At 71.7% G+C, this 18,923-nt stretch carries 18 protein-coding genes; 10 read left to right on the plus strand and 8 right to left on the minus strand.

Features of this window, described 5'->3' with window-relative positions; translation table 11 throughout:
* Positions 1–122: 122 nt before the first annotated feature.
* Complete coding sequence (gene greA / locus ACFVWU_RS22085; RefSeq protein ID WP_380612143.1) at positions 123–623, minus strand: transcription elongation factor GreA; 501 nt, start codon at positions 621–623, stop codon at positions 123–125.
* Positions 624–898: 275 nt separating this feature from the next.
* Positions 899–1,312: a DUF4307 domain-containing protein gene (locus ACFVWU_RS22090; protein ID WP_387623543.1), complete on the minus strand. Its 414-nt coding sequence runs from the start codon at positions 1,310–1,312 to the stop codon at positions 899–901.
* Positions 1,313–1,551: 239 nt separating this feature from the next.
* On the opposite strand from ACFVWU_RS22090, the gene mca reads away from it, so the two are divergent.
* The 4 genes from mca to ACFVWU_RS22110 all read left to right on the plus strand — a co-directional run bounded on the left by mca (position 1,552) and on the right by ACFVWU_RS22110 (position 5,847).
* Positions 1,552–2,457, plus strand: a complete 906-nt coding sequence (gene mca / locus ACFVWU_RS22095) for a mycothiol conjugate amidase Mca (RefSeq protein WP_387623546.1) — start codon at positions 1,552–1,554, stop codon at positions 2,455–2,457.
* Positions 2,458–2,505: 48 nt separating this feature from the next.
* Complete coding sequence (locus tag ACFVWU_RS22100) at positions 2,506–2,697, plus strand: hypothetical protein (protein ID WP_387623549.1); 192 nt, start codon at positions 2,506–2,508, stop codon at positions 2,695–2,697.
* Positions 2,698–2,871: 174 nt separating this feature from the next.
* On the plus strand, positions 2,872–4,914 hold the full coding sequence (locus tag ACFVWU_RS22105) for a thioredoxin domain-containing protein (protein WP_387623551.1): 2,043 nt from the start codon (positions 2,872–2,874) through the stop codon (positions 4,912–4,914).
* A 69-nt stretch (positions 4,915–4,983) separates the two neighbouring features.
* Positions 4,984–5,847 (plus strand): GNAT family N-acetyltransferase, encoded by an 864-nt coding sequence (locus tag ACFVWU_RS22110; protein ID WP_387623554.1) that lies wholly within the window; start codon positions 4,984–4,986, stop codon positions 5,845–5,847.
* Between the two features lie 5 nt (positions 5,848–5,852).
* Here ACFVWU_RS22110 and ACFVWU_RS22115 read toward each other — a convergent pair whose 3' ends face one another.
* Positions 5,853–6,218 carry a hypothetical protein gene (locus ACFVWU_RS22115; RefSeq protein ID WP_387623556.1) on the minus strand — a complete coding sequence of 122 codons (366 nt, stop codon included), beginning with the start codon at positions 6,216–6,218 and terminating at the stop codon, positions 5,853–5,855.
* Between the two features lie 87 nt (positions 6,219–6,305).
* Between ACFVWU_RS22115 and ACFVWU_RS22120 the strand changes: the two genes are divergently transcribed.
* Positions 6,306–7,982: an alpha/beta hydrolase gene (locus ACFVWU_RS22120; RefSeq protein WP_387623559.1), complete on the plus strand. Its 1,677-nt coding sequence runs from the start codon at positions 6,306–6,308 to the stop codon at positions 7,980–7,982.
* A 44-nt stretch (positions 7,983–8,026) separates the two neighbouring features.
* The gene (locus ACFVWU_RS22125) at positions 8,027–8,593 is read left to right on the plus strand and encodes a hypothetical protein (RefSeq protein WP_387623562.1); all 567 of its coding nucleotides are present in this window, start codon (positions 8,027–8,029) and stop codon (positions 8,591–8,593) included.
* A gap of 10 nt (positions 8,594–8,603) precedes the next feature.
* On the opposite strand, the gene ACFVWU_RS22130 is transcribed toward ACFVWU_RS22125, so the two are convergent.
* Positions 8,604–9,530, minus strand: a complete 927-nt coding sequence (locus ACFVWU_RS22130; protein ID WP_387623681.1) for a hypothetical protein — start codon at positions 9,528–9,530, stop codon at positions 8,604–8,606.
* Between the two features lie 262 nt (positions 9,531–9,792).
* On the opposite strand from ACFVWU_RS22130, the gene ACFVWU_RS22135 reads away from it, so the two are divergent.
* Both ACFVWU_RS22135 and ACFVWU_RS22140 read left to right on the plus strand, forming a co-directional pair.
* Positions 9,793–10,449, plus strand: a complete 657-nt coding sequence (locus ACFVWU_RS22135; protein WP_387623564.1) for a papain-like cysteine protease family protein — start codon at positions 9,793–9,795, stop codon at positions 10,447–10,449.
* A 9-nt stretch (positions 10,450–10,458) separates the two neighbouring features.
* Positions 10,459–11,307 carry a hypothetical protein gene (locus ACFVWU_RS22140; protein ID WP_387623567.1) on the plus strand — a complete coding sequence of 283 codons (849 nt, stop codon included), beginning with the start codon at positions 10,459–10,461 and terminating at the stop codon, positions 11,305–11,307.
* A gap of 81 nt (positions 11,308–11,388) precedes the next feature.
* Here ACFVWU_RS22140 and ACFVWU_RS22145 read toward each other — a convergent pair whose 3' ends face one another.
* Both ACFVWU_RS22145 and ACFVWU_RS22150 read right to left on the minus strand, forming a co-directional pair.
* Positions 11,389–12,045, minus strand: a complete 657-nt coding sequence (locus ACFVWU_RS22145) for a TetR family transcriptional regulator (RefSeq protein WP_387623570.1) — start codon at positions 12,043–12,045, stop codon at positions 11,389–11,391.
* Between the two features lie 8 nt (positions 12,046–12,053).
* A complete protein-coding gene (locus ACFVWU_RS22150; protein WP_387623572.1) occupies positions 12,054–13,649 on the minus strand; it encodes an MFS transporter in 1,596 nt (531 codons plus the stop codon).
* Positions 13,650–13,952: 303 nt separating this feature from the next.
* Between ACFVWU_RS22150 and ACFVWU_RS22155 the strand changes: the two genes are divergently transcribed.
* Positions 13,953–14,537, plus strand: coding sequence for a hypothetical protein (locus tag ACFVWU_RS22155; RefSeq protein ID WP_387623575.1), 585 nt, complete (start codon positions 13,953–13,955; stop codon positions 14,535–14,537).
* On the opposite strand, the gene ACFVWU_RS22160 is transcribed toward ACFVWU_RS22155, so the two are convergent.
* A complete protein-coding gene (locus ACFVWU_RS22160) occupies positions 14,508–15,200 on the minus strand; it encodes a hemolysin III family protein (RefSeq protein WP_387623577.1) in 693 nt (230 codons plus the stop codon). The two genes, ACFVWU_RS22155 and ACFVWU_RS22160, sit on opposite strands and share 30 nt — an antisense overlap.
* Positions 15,201–15,485: 285 nt before the next feature.
* On the opposite strand from ACFVWU_RS22160, the gene ACFVWU_RS22165 reads away from it, so the two are divergent.
* Positions 15,486–17,327, plus strand: coding sequence for a phosphoenolpyruvate carboxykinase (GTP) (locus ACFVWU_RS22165; RefSeq protein WP_387623580.1), 1,842 nt, complete (start codon positions 15,486–15,488; stop codon positions 17,325–17,327).
* 150 nt (positions 17,328–17,477) lie between these two features.
* On the opposite strand, the gene ACFVWU_RS22170 is transcribed toward ACFVWU_RS22165, so the two are convergent.
* The gene (locus ACFVWU_RS22170) at positions 17,478–18,692 is read right to left on the minus strand and encodes a pyridoxal phosphate-dependent aminotransferase (RefSeq protein ID WP_380612159.1); all 1,215 of its coding nucleotides are present in this window, start codon (positions 18,690–18,692) and stop codon (positions 17,478–17,480) included.
* Positions 18,693–18,923 lie beyond the last annotated feature (231 nt).

Raw genomic sequence — 18,923 nt, forward strand, 5'->3', positions numbered from 1 at the left:
TACCACCCCCCGCCGTGGGGGGTCCTGGTTGCCCGCGGTTCCCTCCCGGGGGCGGCGGGCGGGGGGGGGCCCCCCGCGCCCGGCCCGGCCCCCACCGCCCTCGGCGGTGTTCAGGGGCCGGATCAGCCGGCGTGCGGCACGACCTTGACGATCTTCACCATGGCCGGCTTGCCGTTCGGCAGCTCGTAGGTGGCCTCGTCGCCGATCTTCTTGCCGTCGATCGCGCGGCCCAGCGGGGACTGCGGCGAGTAGACGTCCCGGTCGTCGGAGCCCGCGACCTCACGGGAGGCGAGCAGGAACTCCATCAGGTCGTCCTCGTCACCGTCGAAGGCGACCGTGACGACCATGCCCGGGGCCACCACACCCGAGTCGGCCGGGGCCTCGCCGACCTTGGCGCGCTCCAGCAGCTGGGTCAGCTGGCGGATGCGCAGCTCGGTCTTGCCCTGCTCCTCCTTCGCCGCGTGGTAACCGGCGTTCTCCTTGAGGTCGCCCTCCTCGCGCGCCGCCTCGATCTTCTGGGCGATCTCGATGCGCCAGGTCCCGGTCAGATGGTCCAGCTCGGCCTTGAGCTGGTCGTAGCCGGCCTGAGTGAGCCAGGTCACGTTCTCGCTGGTCTGGGTCACGGGTGCTCCTCGTAGGTGCTGGGGCTGTGCTGAGGGTGTGAGTCGTCAGCAGGGTTGTCGGTGATATCGGTCGTAACTACAAAGCAACGCCCGCTCCCGTACCATCCGGTGCGGAAGGGGCGAAACCACGAGCCTAACAAGTCCTGCCGACAAGCGGGAGAGGCGTTAGTGGGTCATTGACGACAGTGTTACGCCACGGTGTACAGGAACGGTGTACGGGACTTCCTACGGATGCCCGTTCTCCCGAACGAATATGCGCTCCCGCGCCGTTCCGCCTACTTCGCCGGAGTGCAGCCCAGCAGCTCGGCGGTGGTGCCGCGGGTCGTGGTGCGCAGGGTGACGGTGGCCTCGTAGCTCGACCCGGCCGCCGGGACGGGGAAGTCCGCCACCCCGACCACCGCGTGGTCGTCGCTCTGCGAGCGGACCGTACAGGTGCCCGCCGTCCCGTCGCTCTTGCTCACGGTCAGGTGCAGCTGGACCTCGGTGTCGGAGAGCACCTGGAAGGTCGGCACCGAGCCGTTGATCTTCGACTCGCGCAGCACGTACGAGCCGCCCAGCCAGGCGATCACGCCCAGGGCGAGCACGCCGCAGACCGCGCCGACCACCTTCAGGCGGCGGTCAGACTCGCTGTTGCCGCTCCGGCCGTAGCGTCCCTCGGGCAGCTGGGCGGCGGTGCTCTGTGCAGTCATCGGGCTACGTCCTTTCCCGGGGAGGGGCCGCGTGGGCGGTGCGGGGGAATGCGACGCTCCTCCAGTCCGTCACTATAGGAGGGACACGCCCGCGGCCGGTCCGGCGGGGGCGGGCTCGGCAAGGTCGACCACCGGCCGGTGGCCGGCCTTGCGGCGACGTGGTCCCGAAGTGAGCGGTTCGTACGGTGGGCAGACCGGACTTCGCGGAACGCCCGAACATGTGGAAGGAACGCAAGGCGTTGACTGAGCAGTTGCGACTGATGGCGGTGCACGCCCACCCGGACGACGAGTCCAGCAAGGGCGCGGCCACCATGGCCATGTACGTCGAGCAGGGCGTGGACGTGCTCGTGGCCACCTGCACGGGGGGCGAGCGCGGGTCGGTTCTCAACCCCAAGCTCCAGGGGGACCCGTACATCGAGGAGAACATCCACGAGGTCCGGCGCAAGGAGATGGACGAGGCGCGGGCGATCCTGGGCATCAAGCAGGCCTGGCTGGGCTTCGTCGACTCCGGCCTGCCGGAGGGGGACCCGCTGCCCCCGCTGCCCGAGGGCTGCTTCGCCCTGGAGGACGTCAAGGAGGCGGCCGAGCCGCTGGTCCGGCTGATCCGCGAGTTCAAGCCGCAGGTCATCACGACCTACGACGAGAACGGCGGCTACCCGCACCCGGACCACATCATGACCCACAAGATCACCATGGTGGCCTTCGACGCGGCCGGGGACCCGGACGCGTACCCGGAGGCCGGCGAGCCCTGGCAGCCGCTGAAGCTGTACTACAACCACGGCTTCCCGATGGGCCGCATCCGCGCGCTGCACCAGTACCTCACCGAGCACGGCCTCGACTCCCCGTACGGCGAGTGGATCGCGGGCTGGGAGAAGAGCGGCCGCAAGGAGCGCGAGATCACCACCCGGGTGCGCTGCGACGACTGGTTCGAGACCCGTGACCGCGCGCTGATCGCCCACGCCACCCAGATCGACCCGGACGGGCCGTGGTTCCGCGTCCCGCTGGAGGTCCAGCGCGAGGTCTGGCCCACGGAGGACTACGAGCTCGCCCGTACCCTGATCGATGTGGACCTGCCGGAGGACGACCTGTTCGCCGGTCTGCGCACCCCCACCCTGGTGGCCGAGGCCGCCGACGCGCGCGACTGACCCACCCCCGACGGCCCGGCTCGCCGTGAGCCGGGCCACCATAGAGATATGAGCGCCCCCGTGAACTTCGTCCACCTCGCCGCTGACCTCGCCGTCGACGACGCCAAGGTCACCCCCGGTCTCCTCGGCTTCGTCGTCTTCGCCGCGCTCGGCGTGGCGACGTGGTTCCTGGCCAAGTCGATGAACCGGCAGTTCAAGAAGGTCGACTTCGCGGAGGAGCCGGAGGCTCCCAAGGAGTGACCCCCGCTGCGGACCGGCTTCGGTGAGGCCGGTCCGGCGGGCATCCGGTAGCGGGTGTCCGGTAGTGGGCGCCCGGCGGCGGGTGGCCGGCGGCGGGATCGGCGCGAGCGGGGCCCGGGCTGACGCGTGTCCCGGCTGACACGCGTCAGGGCCCCGATGCGGGAGGATGGGGGCATGCCGAACCGTCTCGCGGACGCGACCTCGCCCTACCTGCTGCAGCACGCCGAGAACCCGGTCGACTGGTGGCCCTGGGGCCCCGAGGCCTTCGCGGAGGCGGAGCGGCGCGGCGTGCCCGTGCTGCTGTCCGTCGGCTACGCCGCCTGCCACTGGTGCCATGTGATGGCCCATGAGAGCTTCGAGGACGCCGGGCTCGCCGGATACCTGACCGAGCGGTTCGTCGCGGTCAAGGTGGACCGGGAGGAGCGGCCCGACGTCGACGCCGTGTACATGGAGGCCGTCCAGGCGGCGACCGGGCAGGGCGGCTGGCCCATGACGGTGTTCCTCACGCCGGAGAAGGAGCCCTTCTACTTCGGCACGTACTTCCCGCCCGAGCCCCGGCACGGAATGCCGTCCTTCCGGCAGGTCCTGGAGGGCGTGGACGCCGCCTGGCGGGACCGGCGGCAGGAGGTCGGCGAGGTCGCCGGACGGATCCGCGCCGACCTGGCCGAGCGGGCCGCCGTCTACTCGGCCGGCGCCCACCACCCGCCGGGCGAGGCCGACCTGCACCAGGCGCTGGTCGCCCTCAGCCGGGAGTTCGACCAGCACCGCGGCGGCTTCGGCGGGGCGCCCAAGTTCCCGCCGGCCATGGTGATCGAGTTCCTGCTGCGCCACCACGCCCGGACCGGCTCGGCGGCGGCACTGGAGATGGCCGTCCACACCGCGGAGGCGATGGCCTGCGGCGGCATCCACGACCAGCTCGGCGGTGGCTTCGCCCGGTACGCGGTGGACGCCGGCTGGGTGGTGCCGCACTTCGAGAAGATGCTGTACGACAACGCCCTGCTGCTGCGCGCCTACCTGCACCTGTGGCGGGCCACCGGCTCCGCGCTCGCCCGCCGGGTCGCGCTCTCCACCGCCGACTTCCTGCTGCGCGAACTCCGCACCCCTGAAGGCGCGTTCGCCTCCGCGCTGGACGCCGACAGCCTGGACGAGGAGACCGGCGCCACCGCCGAAGGCGCCTACTACGTGTGGGAGCCCGGCCAGTTGGTCGACCTGCTCGGCCCCGCCGACGCCGCCACCGCCGCCCGGCTGTTCACCGTCACCGCCGACGGCACCTTCGAACACGGCTCTTCCGTACTCCAACTCCTCGCCGATCCCGAGGACTTCGCCGAGTACGAGACGATCCGCGCCCGGATGGCCGAGGCCCGGGCCGCCCGCCCCGCCCCGGCCCGCGACGACAAGGTGGTCGCCGCCTGGAACGGCCTCGCCATCGCCGCGCTCGCCGAGACCGGCGCCCTGCTGGAGCGCCCCGACCTCGTCGACGCCGCCGAACGCGCCGCCGACCTGCTGCTCGCCGTCCACCTCACCCCCGACGGGCGACTGCTGCGCACCTCCCGGGACGGCCGGACCGGCGCCAACGCGGGCGTCCTGGAGGACTACGCCGACACCGCCGAGGGCTTCCTCGCGCTGTACGCCGTCACCGGCGAGACCTCCTGGCTGCAGCTGGCCGGCGGGCTGCTCGACACCGTGCTCAAGCACTTCACCGACGAGACCTCCGGCGCGCTGTACGACACCGCCGACGACGCCGAGGAACTCATCCGCCGCCCGCAGGACCCCACCGACAACGCCACCCCCTCCGGCTGGACCGCCGCCGCCGGCGCCCTGCTGACCTACGCCGCGTACACCGGCTCCGACCGGCACCGCACCGCCGCCGAACGCGCCCTCGGCATCGTCGGCGCGCTGGCCGGGCGGGCCCCCCGGTTCATCGGCTGGGGTCTGGCCGTCGCCGAAGCCCTGCTGGACGGGCCGCGCGAGATCGCCGTCGTCGGCCCCGCCGGGGATCCGGCCACCGCGGCGCTGCGGCGGGCCGCGCTGCTCGGGACGGCGCCGGGCGCCGTCGTCGCGGTCGGGGAGCCCGGGGACACCGACGTCCCCCTGCTCGCGGACCGGCCGCTGGTCGGCGGGGCGCCCGCCGCGTACGTGTGCCGGCACTTCGCCTGCGAGGCGCCGACCACGGATCCGGCGGTGCTCGGTGAACGGCTCGGGACGGCGGTCGAGTAGACCCGGTCGGCGTGGTCGGCGGGCGGATAATCGTTGGCGGGAAAGGGCCGGTCGGGGCGAGCATGGGCCATGACCTGGACCCTCAGCACCTCGCTCGACGACTTCCGTGGGCAGGCCGGTGAGTTCCTGGCCTCCCGTCCGGCCGAGAACACCGTCCTGCTCACCATCGCCCACCGACTGGCCGAGGCCGGACTCGACGTGTTCGGGGAACGTCCGCCGGTCTTCGGATGGTGGCGCGGCGAGGAGGGCGGCCCCGTCGAGGGCGCCTTCCTCCAGACGCCGCCCTTCCCGCCCCGGCTCTCCTTCATGCCGCCGGCCGCGGCCGCCGAGCTGGCGGTGCGGCTGGCCGAGGCCGGAAGCGGGTTCACCGAAGTGACCGGGATCGGCGGCGGAGCCGACGCCGTCCGCGCCTTCGGCGAGGCCTGGACGGCCGCCACCGGTGCCGGGCAGACCGTCAGCGTCAGCGAACGCCTCTACCGCCTTGGCGAGTTGACCGATCCGCCACGCCCGCCGGCCGGCCGCCACCGGCTCGCCGAACCGGCCGACCGCGAGCTGGCGATCCGCTGGTACTGCGAGTTCCTGTCCGAGGCCAAGGTCCGCCTGCCCGACGTGCCCAAGGCGGTCGACGAGAAGATCGCGAACGGCGGCCTCCACCTCTGGGAGGACGACGGCCGCCCGGTCTCCTTCGCCGGCACCAGCCCGGTCCTCGCCGGCATGTCCCGCATCGGCCCGGTCTACACTCCCGTCGACCTCCGCGGCCACGGCTACGCCAGCGCCGTCACGGCAGCCGCCTCCGCACACGTGCTCGGGCTGGGGGCGCAGGAGGTGCTGTTGTACACGGACCTGTCCAACCCGATCAGCAACTCGATCTACCAGCAGATCGGGTACCGGGCGGTGGAGGACGCTGTGGTGCTGGACTTCGAGGCGCGGTAGGGGAGTTACGCGTCCCTGGTCAGATGGCCGCCGGTCGCGCCGACCACCTTCGTGCCGAAGGGGTCGGAGACCGGCGCCGGGGTGGGTGGCGGCAGGTGGTCGGCGTTCAGGTACGTCTGCGCGCAGGTGATGAGGTTGCCCCCGGCCGACTTCATGTCATGGGAGAGCCCGTCCAGCAGCGTCTTCCAAGCGCTGCCGCACCCCGTCAGCGCCGCCCCGCTCTGCCAGCCGGCCAGGCCCCCGGCCGCCTTGCTGCTGGGCTCCGCCAGCTTCGCCGTCTCCTCGGGGACCTTCCCGGCCACCGCCACCGCGTTGTTCCCGGCGGCGGTCAACTCGCCGGGCTTGACGGTGAATCCCGGATCCTGCCCCACCGAATCCCCCTGCTGTCCGTGTCGGTCACGAACGTTATGGTAGCTGTGGGTGTCGCGAGGGGCACGGAGTGTGCAGGGGGACTGGGGATGGACATCGCGAGCCTGCGGAACGCCAAACTGGCGGACCTCTACACGGCGGCGGACGCGTACGACGCGCTGTGCAAGGCGTTCCACCAGCATGTCAACGACTGGACGAGCGGAACCACGGACCGGGTCCACGGTTCCCAGTGGACCGGCCCGTCGGCCGACGCCGCGATTCCAGTGCTGGACGGTCTCACCACCAAGATGCGTTCGGCGATGACCGAACTCAGTTGCATCGGCAAGGACATCCGCGACTGCGCCGACACCATGACGCTCGCCCAGGGCAGGCTCACCCAGGCACTGTCGGACGCCCAGGCGAAGGGCTTCTCGGTCAGCGACACCGGTGCGGTGAGCTGGCCGGCGTCGACCAACCCGTACCAGGCCACCGACTGGCAGGCCAAGCAGAAGGCGGCCGCCGACGAGATCAGCAAGCAGATCGGCAGGGCGCTGTCCGATGCCACCGAGGCCGATACAAGCCTGACCCAGGCGCTCAACCGGTACGCGGGCCACGCCAAGGACAAGTCGGGCCTGGACGAGAAGACGGCCGAGGCCGACGCGTACATGGAGACCTGGGCCGACGCGGCCAACCCGTGGTGGAAGAAATTCACCCCGGACAAGGACGCCAGTCCGACGGAGGTCAACTCCTGGTGGAAGGGGCTCGGGCCGCAGGGCCAGCAGTGGTACCTCAGCCACCACCCGGAGGTGCTCGGCAACCTCGACGGCATTCCGGCGGAGGTTCGGGACAGGGTGAACCGCGACCACCTGGAAGCCCTGATGAAGCCCATCAGGGACAAGACGAAAGCGGGCCAGCCGCTGGACTCCAAAGACAAGTCGATCCTCGCCCTCTACGGGCCGATCAACGCCCGCCTTGCCGACAGCAAGGGCGACCCGCCGATCTTCCTGCTCGGCCTCGGCAGTGAGGGCCAGGGCCGGGCGGTCCTCTCCTACGGGAACCCGGACACCGCCACCGACATCTCCGCCTACGTGCCGGGGATCACCACCACTACGGCCAGCCTCGGGCCGGGGGAGAACGACGGGACCAACGAGGCGGAGAACGCGCTGAACCTCTACCGCGCCGCGAGCGGCAAGGCTCCGGCCGGCCACTCCGTCGCCTCGATCGTCTGGCTCGGGTACGACTCGCCGGGGATGGACCTCGGGGCCGCGTCGACGAAAGCGGGCAAGGACGGCGCCCCGGCCTACGCGAAGTTCCTGAGCGGTGTGCGGGCTAGCCACGAAGGCATCCAGCCTCCGCACATCACCTCGGTCGGGCACAGCTACGGTTCGTACCTGGTCGGCCAGGCCACCAAGCTCGCCACCCAGCCGGGGTCGCACTGCGCGCCCCCGGACGACGTGGTCTTCATCGGCAGCCCGGGCGTCGGCGTGGACAAGGCCTCCGATCTCAAGATGCCCTCCGGCCACGTCTGGGTCGGTGCCGCCGACAACGACGTCGTGACGCACGCCCCGTCGAAGTTCAGCCTCGACCCGGACGAGCGCTGGTACGGGCGGGACCCGTCGAGCAAGCACTTCGGCGCGAACCGCTTCACCGTCGACGACTGGAGCCGCGGCAACCCCATCGACGCGCACACCAAGTACCTGAACGGGCGCGGCGGGCCCTCACTGGACAACATTGCGGCCGTCGTCAGTGGCAGTGGGGGCGTCAAACTGCAGGGCCAGCGCGGGTGAAGCGGCGGCGACGTGCGCTGGGCTGTTCCGCGACGGCGGCGGTCGTGCTGGCCACGGGGGTGGGGCTGTTCTACAACGGGTACGGTCCGATGGCGCTGATGGACCGGGACTCCGCCCGGAGCGCGCGTGAGGCGAAGGAACAGCTCGACGACACCCTGCAGGCCGCCATGGGTGCGATCAGCCCGTCGCTGAGCTACTTCGGCGGTGTCTACGTCGTTGAGCGCGCTCAGGAGCACGCCGACGGCGAGCCGAGCATGCTCTCCAGCGTCACGGCCTCGGTCTCCGTTCGGACGAAGGTGGCTCCGGCGAAGGTACCGGTGCTGGTGGACCAGGTGAAGCAGCTCTGGGGTGGGCAGTGCCGACCCGACAGTACCGTGGAGACCGCGGCGAAGCGCTACACGGACCTGAACTGTTCCGGACGCGGAGACACCCTGTTCACGCTGTCGGTGATCAGTTCCACGACCGACTCGACCATGCAGGTGCTCATGAGCGCGGAGGCGTTCGTGGTGCGCTACCAGCCCGCCGAGGACTACGGCGCTTCCCCGGTCAAGCCGCGGCTGACCGGACACGAGCCTGCCCCCGACGTCGACGACCCGTACTGGTCGCACTGACTGCCCCCCGTCATTCCCAGTCCCACCTGATCCCCAATATGCACGGCCGCACCGCCGTCGCCACCAGGTGCACGCAGCGGTGTCCGTCGAGGGTCAACTCCTCCGTCTCGTACGGCGCTTCGCCAGGCGAGTGCAGGGCGAAGCGGTGGCAGCGGACCGGTAACGCGGCGGGGTGGAAGGTGACCTGGAGGACGTACTGGCCGGCGCCGGAGTTGAAGCCGCGGACGTATTCGCAGCTGGGTTCGGGGGAGGGGGCGTCGTCGAAGCCGTAGCCGAGGAGGTGGGTGTCGCCGGCGCGTAGGCGGCGGTCGAGGAGGAGTTCGGCGGCGAGCAGGTGGTGGGCCTGGTCGCGGCGGACGCGGCCGGGGCGGCAGTTCTCCTCGGCGCGGACGCCGACGCGGGTGATGTCGCTGCCGGGGTCGCCTTGGTAGAGGGCGAGGTAGCGGTCGATGCCGTCGCGGTGGGCGCGTAGGGCGTGTTGGGAGTCGCGGCGGGCGAGTTGGCGGTCGGGGCCGATGCGGATGCGTTCGATGTGGGTGATGGTGTGCAGGCCGGTGTCGCGGGGGCTGGCCAGGGTGGTGAGCAGGTCGTCGACGGCGGTGGGTGGGGAGATCAGGTCGCGGTAGGGGCGGACCGGGGGTCCGGCGGTGACGGCGGTGCGGCGGGGGCCGAGCAGTCGGGTGAGCGAGTGGTGGGGCAGGTCGAGGACTTCTTCCAGGGCGGCGACGGCGCGCAGTGATTCGGGGCGTTCCGGGCGACGGCGGCCTTGCTGCCAGTAGCTGAGGCTGGTGACTCCGACGTGGACGCCGCGTAGTGCGAGGTGGCGGCGGATGCGGTGGAGGGCGAGGCCTCGGGCGGCGATGGCGGTGCGCAGGGCGAGGTGGAAGGGGCCGGTGCGCAGGGCGGCAGCGAGGTCGGCGGGGTCGCTCCGGTGGATGTCGGCCTCCTGAGGGGCGTTCGCGGAACCGGGTTTTGACCGTGAATATTCACATCGGTTCGCCGGTTTGTCACCGGTCCCGGGCAGGTGGCGCTGCGGTTTCCCGGGTGGTGTTCACAGCCGAGCCGGCCCGTTCACACCTGAACTCGGGTCGAAGCCAAGCCCGTTGACCAGTCTCCGACAACGGCGCGATGCTCGGGACGCGATCCGGACCGCGCCCCCACACTGCACTTCGCTCCGCTCGCAAGGAGGCACCACCCCCATGCCAGTTCCACGGATACGACTGCGCCGCGCGGTCTCCCTGCTCGCCCTCGGCGTGCTCGGCCCGGCGCTGACCGCCGCGGTGAGCACCCCCGCGGCCGCCGCCCCCACGCAGGACCGGGCTCCGGCGCAGGTCCGCCGGGCCGCCGAGCCCGGCAGCACGGCCGATCTCGCCGGCACGTTCAAGAAGCTCAACATCTCCATGCAGCAGCAACAGCAGACCAACTGGTGCTGGGCGGCGAGCGGGAACACCATCGCCACCTGGTTCGGCTACAACTACAGCCAGAACCAGTTCTGCAACGCCGCGTTCGGCCGCTCGATCGACTCCAACTGCCCCAACAGCCAGGCCACGCTGGCCGATGTGCAGAACGGGCTGGACTGGGTGGGCATCACCCCGGGCTCGTACGTCACCGGCTACCTGCGCTACAGCACGGTGCAGTCGGAGGTGGACGCCAACCGGCCGATCGAGACCCGGATCCAGTGGAGTTCGGGTGGCGGGCACATGCACGTCCTGTACGGCTACGACACCGGCGACAACTGGGTCTACTGGGGCGACCCGTGGCCGTCCAACTACCGCTACAACTGGGCGGATTACTGGTACTACGTGAACAACGACACGTTCTCGTGGACCCACTCCCTGTACCGGATCGGCGCGTGAGGGGCGACCATGACCGAGCTCAGCAAGGCCCGTCGGGCCGCCGTGACCGCCCTGTTCGCCGCCGGCCTCGCGCTGGCGCCGGCCCCGGCCGCGCAGGCCGACACCCCGAGCGGCGCCGCCCCTGAACCGGTGCCCGCGGCCGACCTGGCCCAGGCGCGCGGCGCGGTCCAGGACCCCGCGGTGCTGGACAAGGTGGGGCACTTCTTCGCCCGCAAGGGCGTCCCGCCGACCAGGCAGCTGACCATCGGCGCCGCCGAGGAGGCGAGGGCGGCGAGCGATTCCGCGCCCCGGCTGGCCGGTGACACCGTGCCGGTCTACACCCTGGACGCCGGTTTCGTGGCCGGCACCCCGGGCGCGCCGGTGGCGAAGGCCGCGTTCACGGCGAGCAAGGTGGTCGCGGCGGACGGGCAGGCCGCCTCGGTCTGGACGGTCCGTCAGGGTGACGCCTGGCGGGTGGTCAACATCGCCTCCGGCGGCGACGAGAGCGACTACGCGGCGAGGGCGGCGGACAGCGGCGGGGGCACGGCCTTCCGCGAGCCGCAGGTCAACGCCTGGTACGTGCTGCGCGACGGCCGGGTGCTGCCGCTGGACGAGGAGGCGAAGCGCTCGGTGGGCGCGGGCGGGCTGTCGTTGGCCGCGTACCAGCAGCTGGTGCACCAGCGGTACGGGAACAAGCTGCCCGGTTCGGCGTACGACCGGGCGGGCGAGGGCGGCGGCTACCGGGTGGACGCCGCGCCGCAGCGGGAGGCGGCGGGCAGCGGCTCGGAGCTGCCGGCCGTGACGGCGGCCGCGGCGCTGGGCGCCACCGCGCTGGTGGGCGCGGGCGCCGTGCTGCGGCGGAGGCGGAGCGGCCGCTGACGCCGGGCGGGGTCCGGCCGGTCGGGCCGGGCTCCGCCCCTTCCTCTTCCTCAGGCCGGGGCCCACCCCCTGGCGCAGGGCTCACACCCCCGCGAAGCCGCTCCCGAGCAGCGCGAAGGTGTGGTCGACCAGGTCCGCGATGTCCTGCCGGCCGTCGGCCGCGGCCCACTGCAGCACGGCCTCGGTGGTGGCGGCGCCGATGGCGGCGGCCGTGACCCGCATGTCGTAGGTGGGTTCCTCGACACCGGCCCGCCGGGTGAGGACGGAGAGGTAGAGCTCCCGCGGGCTGTTGCCGGAGCGGTCGAGGCCGGCGCGCAGCGCGGGGACCTCGGTGACCAGCCGCATCCGGGTCAGCAGCTCCTGGCGTTCGTGCTGGAGCAGGGCGCGGATCAGGTCGATGATCGCCTCCCGGCAGGAGGTGAGGAAGGGCTCGTCGGCGGGGCGGGCCAGCAGGGCGGAGACCATCGCCGGGTCGTACTCGTCGGAGAGGACGAGATCCTCCTTGGTGGCGAAGTAGCGGAAGAAGGTGGACGGCGAGATCTCGGCGGCGGCGGCGATCTGCTCCACCGTGGTGTTCTCGTAGCCCTGCTCGGAGATCAGCCGGTAGGCCTCGCGGCGGATGGTCTGCCGGGTCTTCAGCTTCTTGCGCTCGCGCAGCGACAGCGGCGCCTCCAACAGTGCCTGGACCGGGTTGGTCGGGGCGTCCGGGAGGGCCGCGGTCGGCTGCTTGGGAGTCATGGCGACGATTATCGGCGATCTCCCGCGGCGACGTGTTCGGGCGCGTCCGCGGCCGTGTCGGCATCCACGCCGGCATCCCCGCCGACCGGCATCCGGGCCGCGACCAGCACCGCTGAGACCACCGCGACCAGTCCGGAGACCAGCAGCACCACCGTCATCCCGTGCACGTACGCCGCGTGCGCGGAGGCGCTGAGCGAAGGATGTCCGGTGGCCCGGGCGACGGCGTCGGCGGCGACCACCGACTTCCCGGCCCGGTGCGCGGCCTCGGCCGGCAGTCCACCGGTGTCCAGCGCGCCCCGGTAGGCCCCGGCGAGCAGGCTGCCGAAGGCGGCGATGCCGATCGCACCGCCGACCTGCCGCAGGGTCTGGAGCAGTCCGGACCCGACCCCGGCCCTGGCGGGCGGCAGGGTGACCAGGGCGGAGGCCTGGGCGGTGATCAGCGACAGGCCCATGCCGAGGCCCAGGACGGTGAGCCAGACCGCGGCCCGTCCGTACCCGTCGGTGGGGCCGGTCCGGCTGCCGAACAGCAGCGCGCCGCCGAGCAGGGCCAGGCCGAGGGTGATCACGGTACGGGCGCCGATCCGGCTGACCAGCCGGTCGGTGAGCTTGGCGGCGACCAGCAGGCCGAGCATCATCGGCATCAGCCGCAGTCCGGAGCCGAGGGCGTCCGTGCCGAGCACGCTCTGGAAGTAGAGGGGCAGCACGAAGAAGACGCCGAACAGGACGAGCGAGATCAGCGTGGCCGCGACGGCGGACCAGCGGAAGGTCCGGTCGGCGAGCAGGGCGAGGTCGAGCATCGGGTCGCGCCGGCGGCGGCTGCGCAGCACCAGCGCGGTGAGCAGGGGCACCGAGCCGACCAGGGTGGTGACCACCACCGGGTCTCCCCAGCCGGCGTCGGCGCCCTCGATGATGCCGTAGGTGAGCGCGCCCAGTCCGGCGGCGGCGAGCGCGGTGCCGGGCAGGTCCATCCGGGGTGCGGCGGGGTTGCGGCTCTCGGGCAGCAGCAGGACGCAGGCGACGATGCCGATCGCGGTCAGCGGGACGTTGATCGCGAAGACCGAGCCCCACCAGAAGTGCTGCAGCAGGAAGCCGCCGATGAGCGGTCCGAGCGGGGCGCCGGCGGCGAGCGAGGCGGCCAGGACGGCGGTGGCCCGGCGCTGTTCGGCGGCGGGGAAGAGCCCGGGGATGACCGCCATCGACATCGGCATGACGAGTGCGCCGGCCAGTCCCATTCCGGTGCGGGCGGCGATCAGGGTGCCGGGGGAGTCGGCGAGCGTGCCGACGACGGAGGCGAGCGCGAACAGGGCGAGGCCGGTGGTGAGGGTGCGGCGGCGGCCGTACCTGTCGCCGAGCAGTCCGGCCGGGAGCATCGCGGCGGCGAACACCACGGTGTAGGCGTCGACGATCCACTGCTGCTGCCCGGTGTCGGCCTGTAACTGCGAGGCCAGGGTGGGCAGGGCGACGTTGAGGATCGTCATGTCGAAGCTGATCACCAGGACGCTGAGGGCGACGGCGACCAGGGCGAGCCGGCGGCGGGGGTCGGCGACCTCGGTGGTGGTGGCGGAAGCGGGCGGAACGGCGGGCACGGTGACCTCCAGAGCCATCCGAAAGGGAGTCACTTTCAAATGACAGTAACTCTCAAAAGATGGCAGCCGTCAATATGACTCCGCACCGTAGGCACGTAGTCGTACGGGCACGGTCCGTGATGTGTCCTGGAAGTGCTGCTTCCGCACGCGGAATTGACGCAACGTTGATCTGTCGTTCGCCGCCCGGGGGCAGTCCCGAGTGACTGTCGGTAGATACCATGTGGCAATCGGTCAGTGCCGGCCGACGCACGCCGAGAGCGGAGAAGGGGTGGGGCGGCAGGAGCCGACCACGAGCCCGGCGCCGGGAAAGGAGAAGCCGAAGTGGCCGACAGTGACGACAGGCAGGCAAGTGCCCAGGGGTGGGGTGCGGCCGTGGTGGTGGGCTCCGCGCTGGCCGTGGTCGCGGCCTATCTGATCAACGGCGCTGCGCTGGTCCTCGGGGTCGCCGGGGCCGAGGTGCTGCTGCTCATGGTGTACGTCGCGCGCCGCTGGCGCGCCCTGCACCAGCAGGCCTCCCCCGCCGGACACCGTCCGCGGCGTGGCATCCCGGACGCGGCGCACTGCGAGCGCTGCCGCCGGGCGCGCGAGGCGCTGGACGCGCGGGAGGCGCGTGGGCGGGGCGCGAAGGCCGCCCGCGCCGCACGCCGGGAGTCCGGGCCGGAGTTCGCGCCGGAGTTCGCGCCGGAGTTCGCGCCGGAGTCCGCGCCGCGGTCGGCCGAGCCCGCGCAGGTCCGGCAGCCGGAGTCCGACGCCGCCGACCACCCGCCGTACCCGCACCGTTCGCAGGGCCGGGCCCCGTACGAGCGGCCCTGGACGGCGGAACGGGCGGCCGCCCGGTCCGTGGACCGTACGACCGCCCGTCGGAACGCGCCGGGTTCAGCCGGCCGTGCTGTACGCCACCAGTGAGACGCCGACGTACTGCACGATGAAGGCTCCGAGGGTGAAGGCGTGGAACACCTCGTGGAAGCCGAACCAGCGCGGTGAGGGGTCGGGCCGCTTGAGCCCGTACACCACGCCGCCGATGCTGTAGAGCACCCCGCCGACGATCATCAGCACCAGGACCGCGACCCCGCCGGTGCGCAGGAAGTCCGGCAGGAAGAACGCGGCGGCCCAGCCCAGCGCTATGTACACCGGTGTGTACAGCCAGCGCGGCGCGCCGACCCAGAACACCCGGAAGGCGATCCCGGCGAGCGCCCCGCCCCAGACCGCCCAGAGCAGCACCTGCTGGCTGTTTCCCCTGAGCAGCAGGATCGTGAACGGCGTGTAGGTGCCCGCGATGATCAGGAAGATGTTCGCGTGGTCCAGCCGGCGGAGGACGGCGTCCCCGCGCGGGCCCCAGTTGAAGCGGTGGTAGACCGCGCTGACCCCGAACAGCATCCAGGCGCTGACCGAGTAGATCGCGCAGGCGATCTTGGCGGGCGTGGAGCCGGCCAGGCAGATCAGCACGATCCCGGCGGCGACCGTGGCGGGGAACATCCCGGCGTGCAGCCAGCCGCGCCACTTCGGCTTGCCCTCCCTGTTCTCGGCAGGGCCCTCCGGGAGGCGCTCGGCGAGCGCGGCAGCAGTCATGCGCAGCATGCTACCCGTTACCTACGCATCCGTAGGTTACTGGCGCGTAATGAAGTGGCGATCATCACTCTTAGACGTTTTGGAGCATTTGGAGTGTGGCGCCGCGCACTCCGGCCCGGGTGTGAGTGGCATGCTACTGGCCGGTAATCGTACTTACTGTAGTAAAAGATGCGTCAATTTCGCCGCTGCGCCCCATTCAGGCCCGAAGACCGGGGCTACGCTGCAAGCACCCTCAGACCCCCGCAACGCCGCCTCCTCGCCGAGTCGGCGTGAAACGGAGCGATCGTGTCGTACGAGATCTCTGCTCTCAGCGCATCCGCGCCCACCCGCCACAAGCAGCTGCTCGCTTGGGTGAGCGAGATCGCCGAGCTCACCCAGCCGGCCCGCATCGAGTGGTGCGACGGCTCCGACGAGGAGTACCAGCGCCTCGCGGACCTGCTGGTGGCTCAGGGCACCTTCAAGAAGCTCAACGAGGAGAAGCGCCCCAACTCCTACTACGCCGCCTCGGACCCGTCCGACGTGGCGCGCGTGGAGGACCGCACCTTCATCTGCTCCGAGCAGGAGAAGGACGCCGGCCCGACCAACCACTGGAAGGCCCCCGCCGAGATGCGGGAGATCTTCCAGGGCGAGCAGGGCCTGTTCCGCGGCGCGATGAAGGGCCGCACGATGTACGTCGTGCCCTTCTCGATGGGCCCGGTCGGCTCCCCGCTGGCCGCGTACGGCGTCGAGATCACCGACTCCGCCTACGTCGCGGTGTCGATGCGCGTGATGACCCGCATGGGCCAGGCCGTGCTCGACCAGCTCGGCGAGGACGGGGACTTCGTCAAGGCCGTGCACACCGTCGGCGCCCCGCTGGCCGAGGGCCAGGCGGACGTGCCGTGGCCGTGCAACAGCACCAAGTACATCTCGCACTTCCCGGAGACCAAGGAGATCTGGTCCTTCGGCTCCGGCTACGGCGGCAACGCCCTGCTCGGCAAGAAGTGCTACGCGCTGCGCATCGCCTCGACCATGGCCCGCGACGAGGGCTGGCTGGCCGAGCACATGCTGATCCTGAAGCTCACCCCGCCGGCCGGCTCCGCAGGCGAGGCGGAGCCGAAGTACGTCGCGGCCGCCTTCCCGTCGGCCTGCGGCAAGACCAACCTGGCCATGCTCCAGCCGACCATCCCGGGCTGGAAGGTCGAGACGATCGGCGACGACATCGCCTGGATGCGCTTCGGCGAGGACGGCCGCCTGTACGCCATCAACCCCGAGGCCGGCTTCTTCGGCGTCGCCCCCGGCACCGGCGTGGACACCAACGCCAACGCCATCGACACCCTCTGGGGCAACACCGTCTTCACCAACGTCGCCCTCACCGACGACGGCGACGTGTGGTGGGAGGGCCTGACCGAGGAGCCCCCGGCGCACCTGATCGACTGGCGCGGCAACGACTGGACCCCCGAGTCCGGCACCCCCGCCGCCCACCCGAACGCCCGCTTCGCCGTCCCGGCCGCGCAGTGCCCGACCATCGCCCCGGAGTGGGAGGACCAGGCGGGCGTGCCGATCTCGGCGATCCTGTTCGGCGGCCGCCGCGCCACCGCCGTCCCGCTGGTGACCGAGTCCTTCGACTGGCAGCACGGCGTCTTCCTCGGCGCCAACATCGCCTCCGAGAAGACCGCCGCCGCCGAGGGCACCGTCGGCGAGCTGCGCCGCGACCCGTTCGCGATGCTGCCGTTCTGCGGCTACAACATGGGCGACTACTTCGCCCACTGGCTGAAGGTCGGCGCCCAGGCGGACGCCGCCAAGCTGCCGAAGATCTACTACGTCAACTGGTTCCGCAAGAACGCCGAGGGCAAGTTCGTCTGGCCCGGCTACGGCGAGAACAGCCGCGTGCTCAAGTGGATCGTCGAGCGGCTGGAGGGCAAGGCCGAGGGCGTCGAGACCCCGATCGGCGTGCTGCCGACGGTCGACGGCTTCGACCTGGGTGACCTGAAGCTGTCCGAGGAGGACCTCGACCTGCTCTTCACCGTGGACGCCGACATCTGGCGCCAGGAGGCCGCGCTGGTGCCGGCCCACCTGGAGCTGTTCGGCGACCACACCCCGAAGGAGCTGTGGGACGAGTACCGGAGCCTGGTCGCGCGCCTCGGCTGAGCCTCAGCCGAGCGAGAGGTGGGCGCGCGGCACGAACCGCGCGCCCGCCGAGTGACAGGACGGCCGGAGTTCCGCCGGACGGTCTTTCCCCGACCAAGGAGACCGCCCGGGCCGGGACTCCGGCCGTAGTGTTTTCCCCGGCCGTGGGACCTACGGCTGGGTGTAGCCGCTGAGGAAGTCCCCGATCCTGGTCACCGCGTCGGTGATCTCCTCCGCCCGCGGCAGCGTGACCAGCCGGAAGTGGTCCGGTTCGGGCCAGTTGAAGCCGGTGCCCTGGACCAGCAGGATCCGCTGGGAGCGCAGCAGGTCCAGCACCATCTGGGCGTCGTCCTTGATCTTGTAGACCTTCGGGTCCAGCCGGGGGAAGGCGTACAGCGCGCCCTTGGGCTTGACGCAGCTGACGCCCGGGATCTGGTTCAGCAGCTCGTACGCCGCGTCGCGGGAGGCCAGCAGCCGGCCGCCGGGCAGCACCAGGTCGCGGATCGACTGCCGGCCGCCGAGTGCGGCGGCCACCGCGTGCTGGGCGGGCATGTTGGCGCACAGCCGCATCGAGGCCAGTACGGTCAGGCCCTCGACGTAGCTGTGGGCGCGGTTGCGGTCGCCGGAGAGCACCATCCAGCCGGAGCGGAAGCCCGCCACCCGGTACGCCTTGGACAGTCCGTTGAAGGTGACGCAGAAGAGGTCCGGGGCCAGGGTGGCCAGCGGGACGTGCTCGGCGTCGTCGTAGAGGATCTTGTCGTAGATCTCGTCCGCGTAGACCACCAGCTGGTGCCGGCGGGCGATCTCGACGATGCCCTCCAGCACCTCGCGCGGGTAGACCGCGCCGGTCGGGTTGTTCGGGTTGATCACCACGATGGCCCGGGTCCGGTCGGTGACCTTGGCCTCGATGTCGGCGAGGTCCGGGTACCACTCGGCCTGCTCGTCGCAGCGGTAGTGCACGGCGGTGCCGCCGGCCAGCGAGACCGAGGCGGTCCACAGCGGGTAGTCCGGCGCCGGGACGAGCACCTCGTCGCCGTCGTCCAGCAGCGCGGTCATGGCCAGCTGGATCAGCTCGGAGACGCCGTTGCCGAGGAAGACGTCGTCCACCGAGAGCCCGTGCAGGCCGCGGTCCTCGTAGTGCATGACCACCGCGCGGCGGGCCGAGAGCAGGCCCTTGGAGTCGCCGTACCCGTGCGCGTTGGAGAGGTTGCGCAGGATGTCCTGGAGGATCTCCGGGGGCGCCTCGAAGCCGAAGGTGGCGGGGTTGCCGGTGTTGAGCTTGAGGATGCGGTGGCCCTGCTCCTCCAGCCGCATCGCCTCGTCGAGCACCGGGCCGCGGATGTCGTAGCAGACATTGGCGAGCTTCGTGGACTGGATGACCTGCATGCCTGCTTACTTTAGGGGTACGCCGGGGCTCCGTACCGGGTATCCCGGGGACGGGTGAAGGCGTTCGGAGCGCCCCCCTTGGATCGACAGGCGGGGGTGTCCGGTCGCCTTCCAAACCGGTGGCCGAATGTCCGGAATACTCCCGTATGCGAGGAACGCGGGCGCGATCCTGTTCGGAACGAGACGGACGGCACACCCCGGGCGGGGCAGGATGTGGTCGGTGCGTCGGAT

It is taken from the genome of Kitasatospora sp. NPDC058190, from assembly GCF_042883685.1.
GTDB lineage: Bacteria > Actinomycetota > Actinomycetes > Streptomycetales > Streptomycetaceae > Kitasatospora.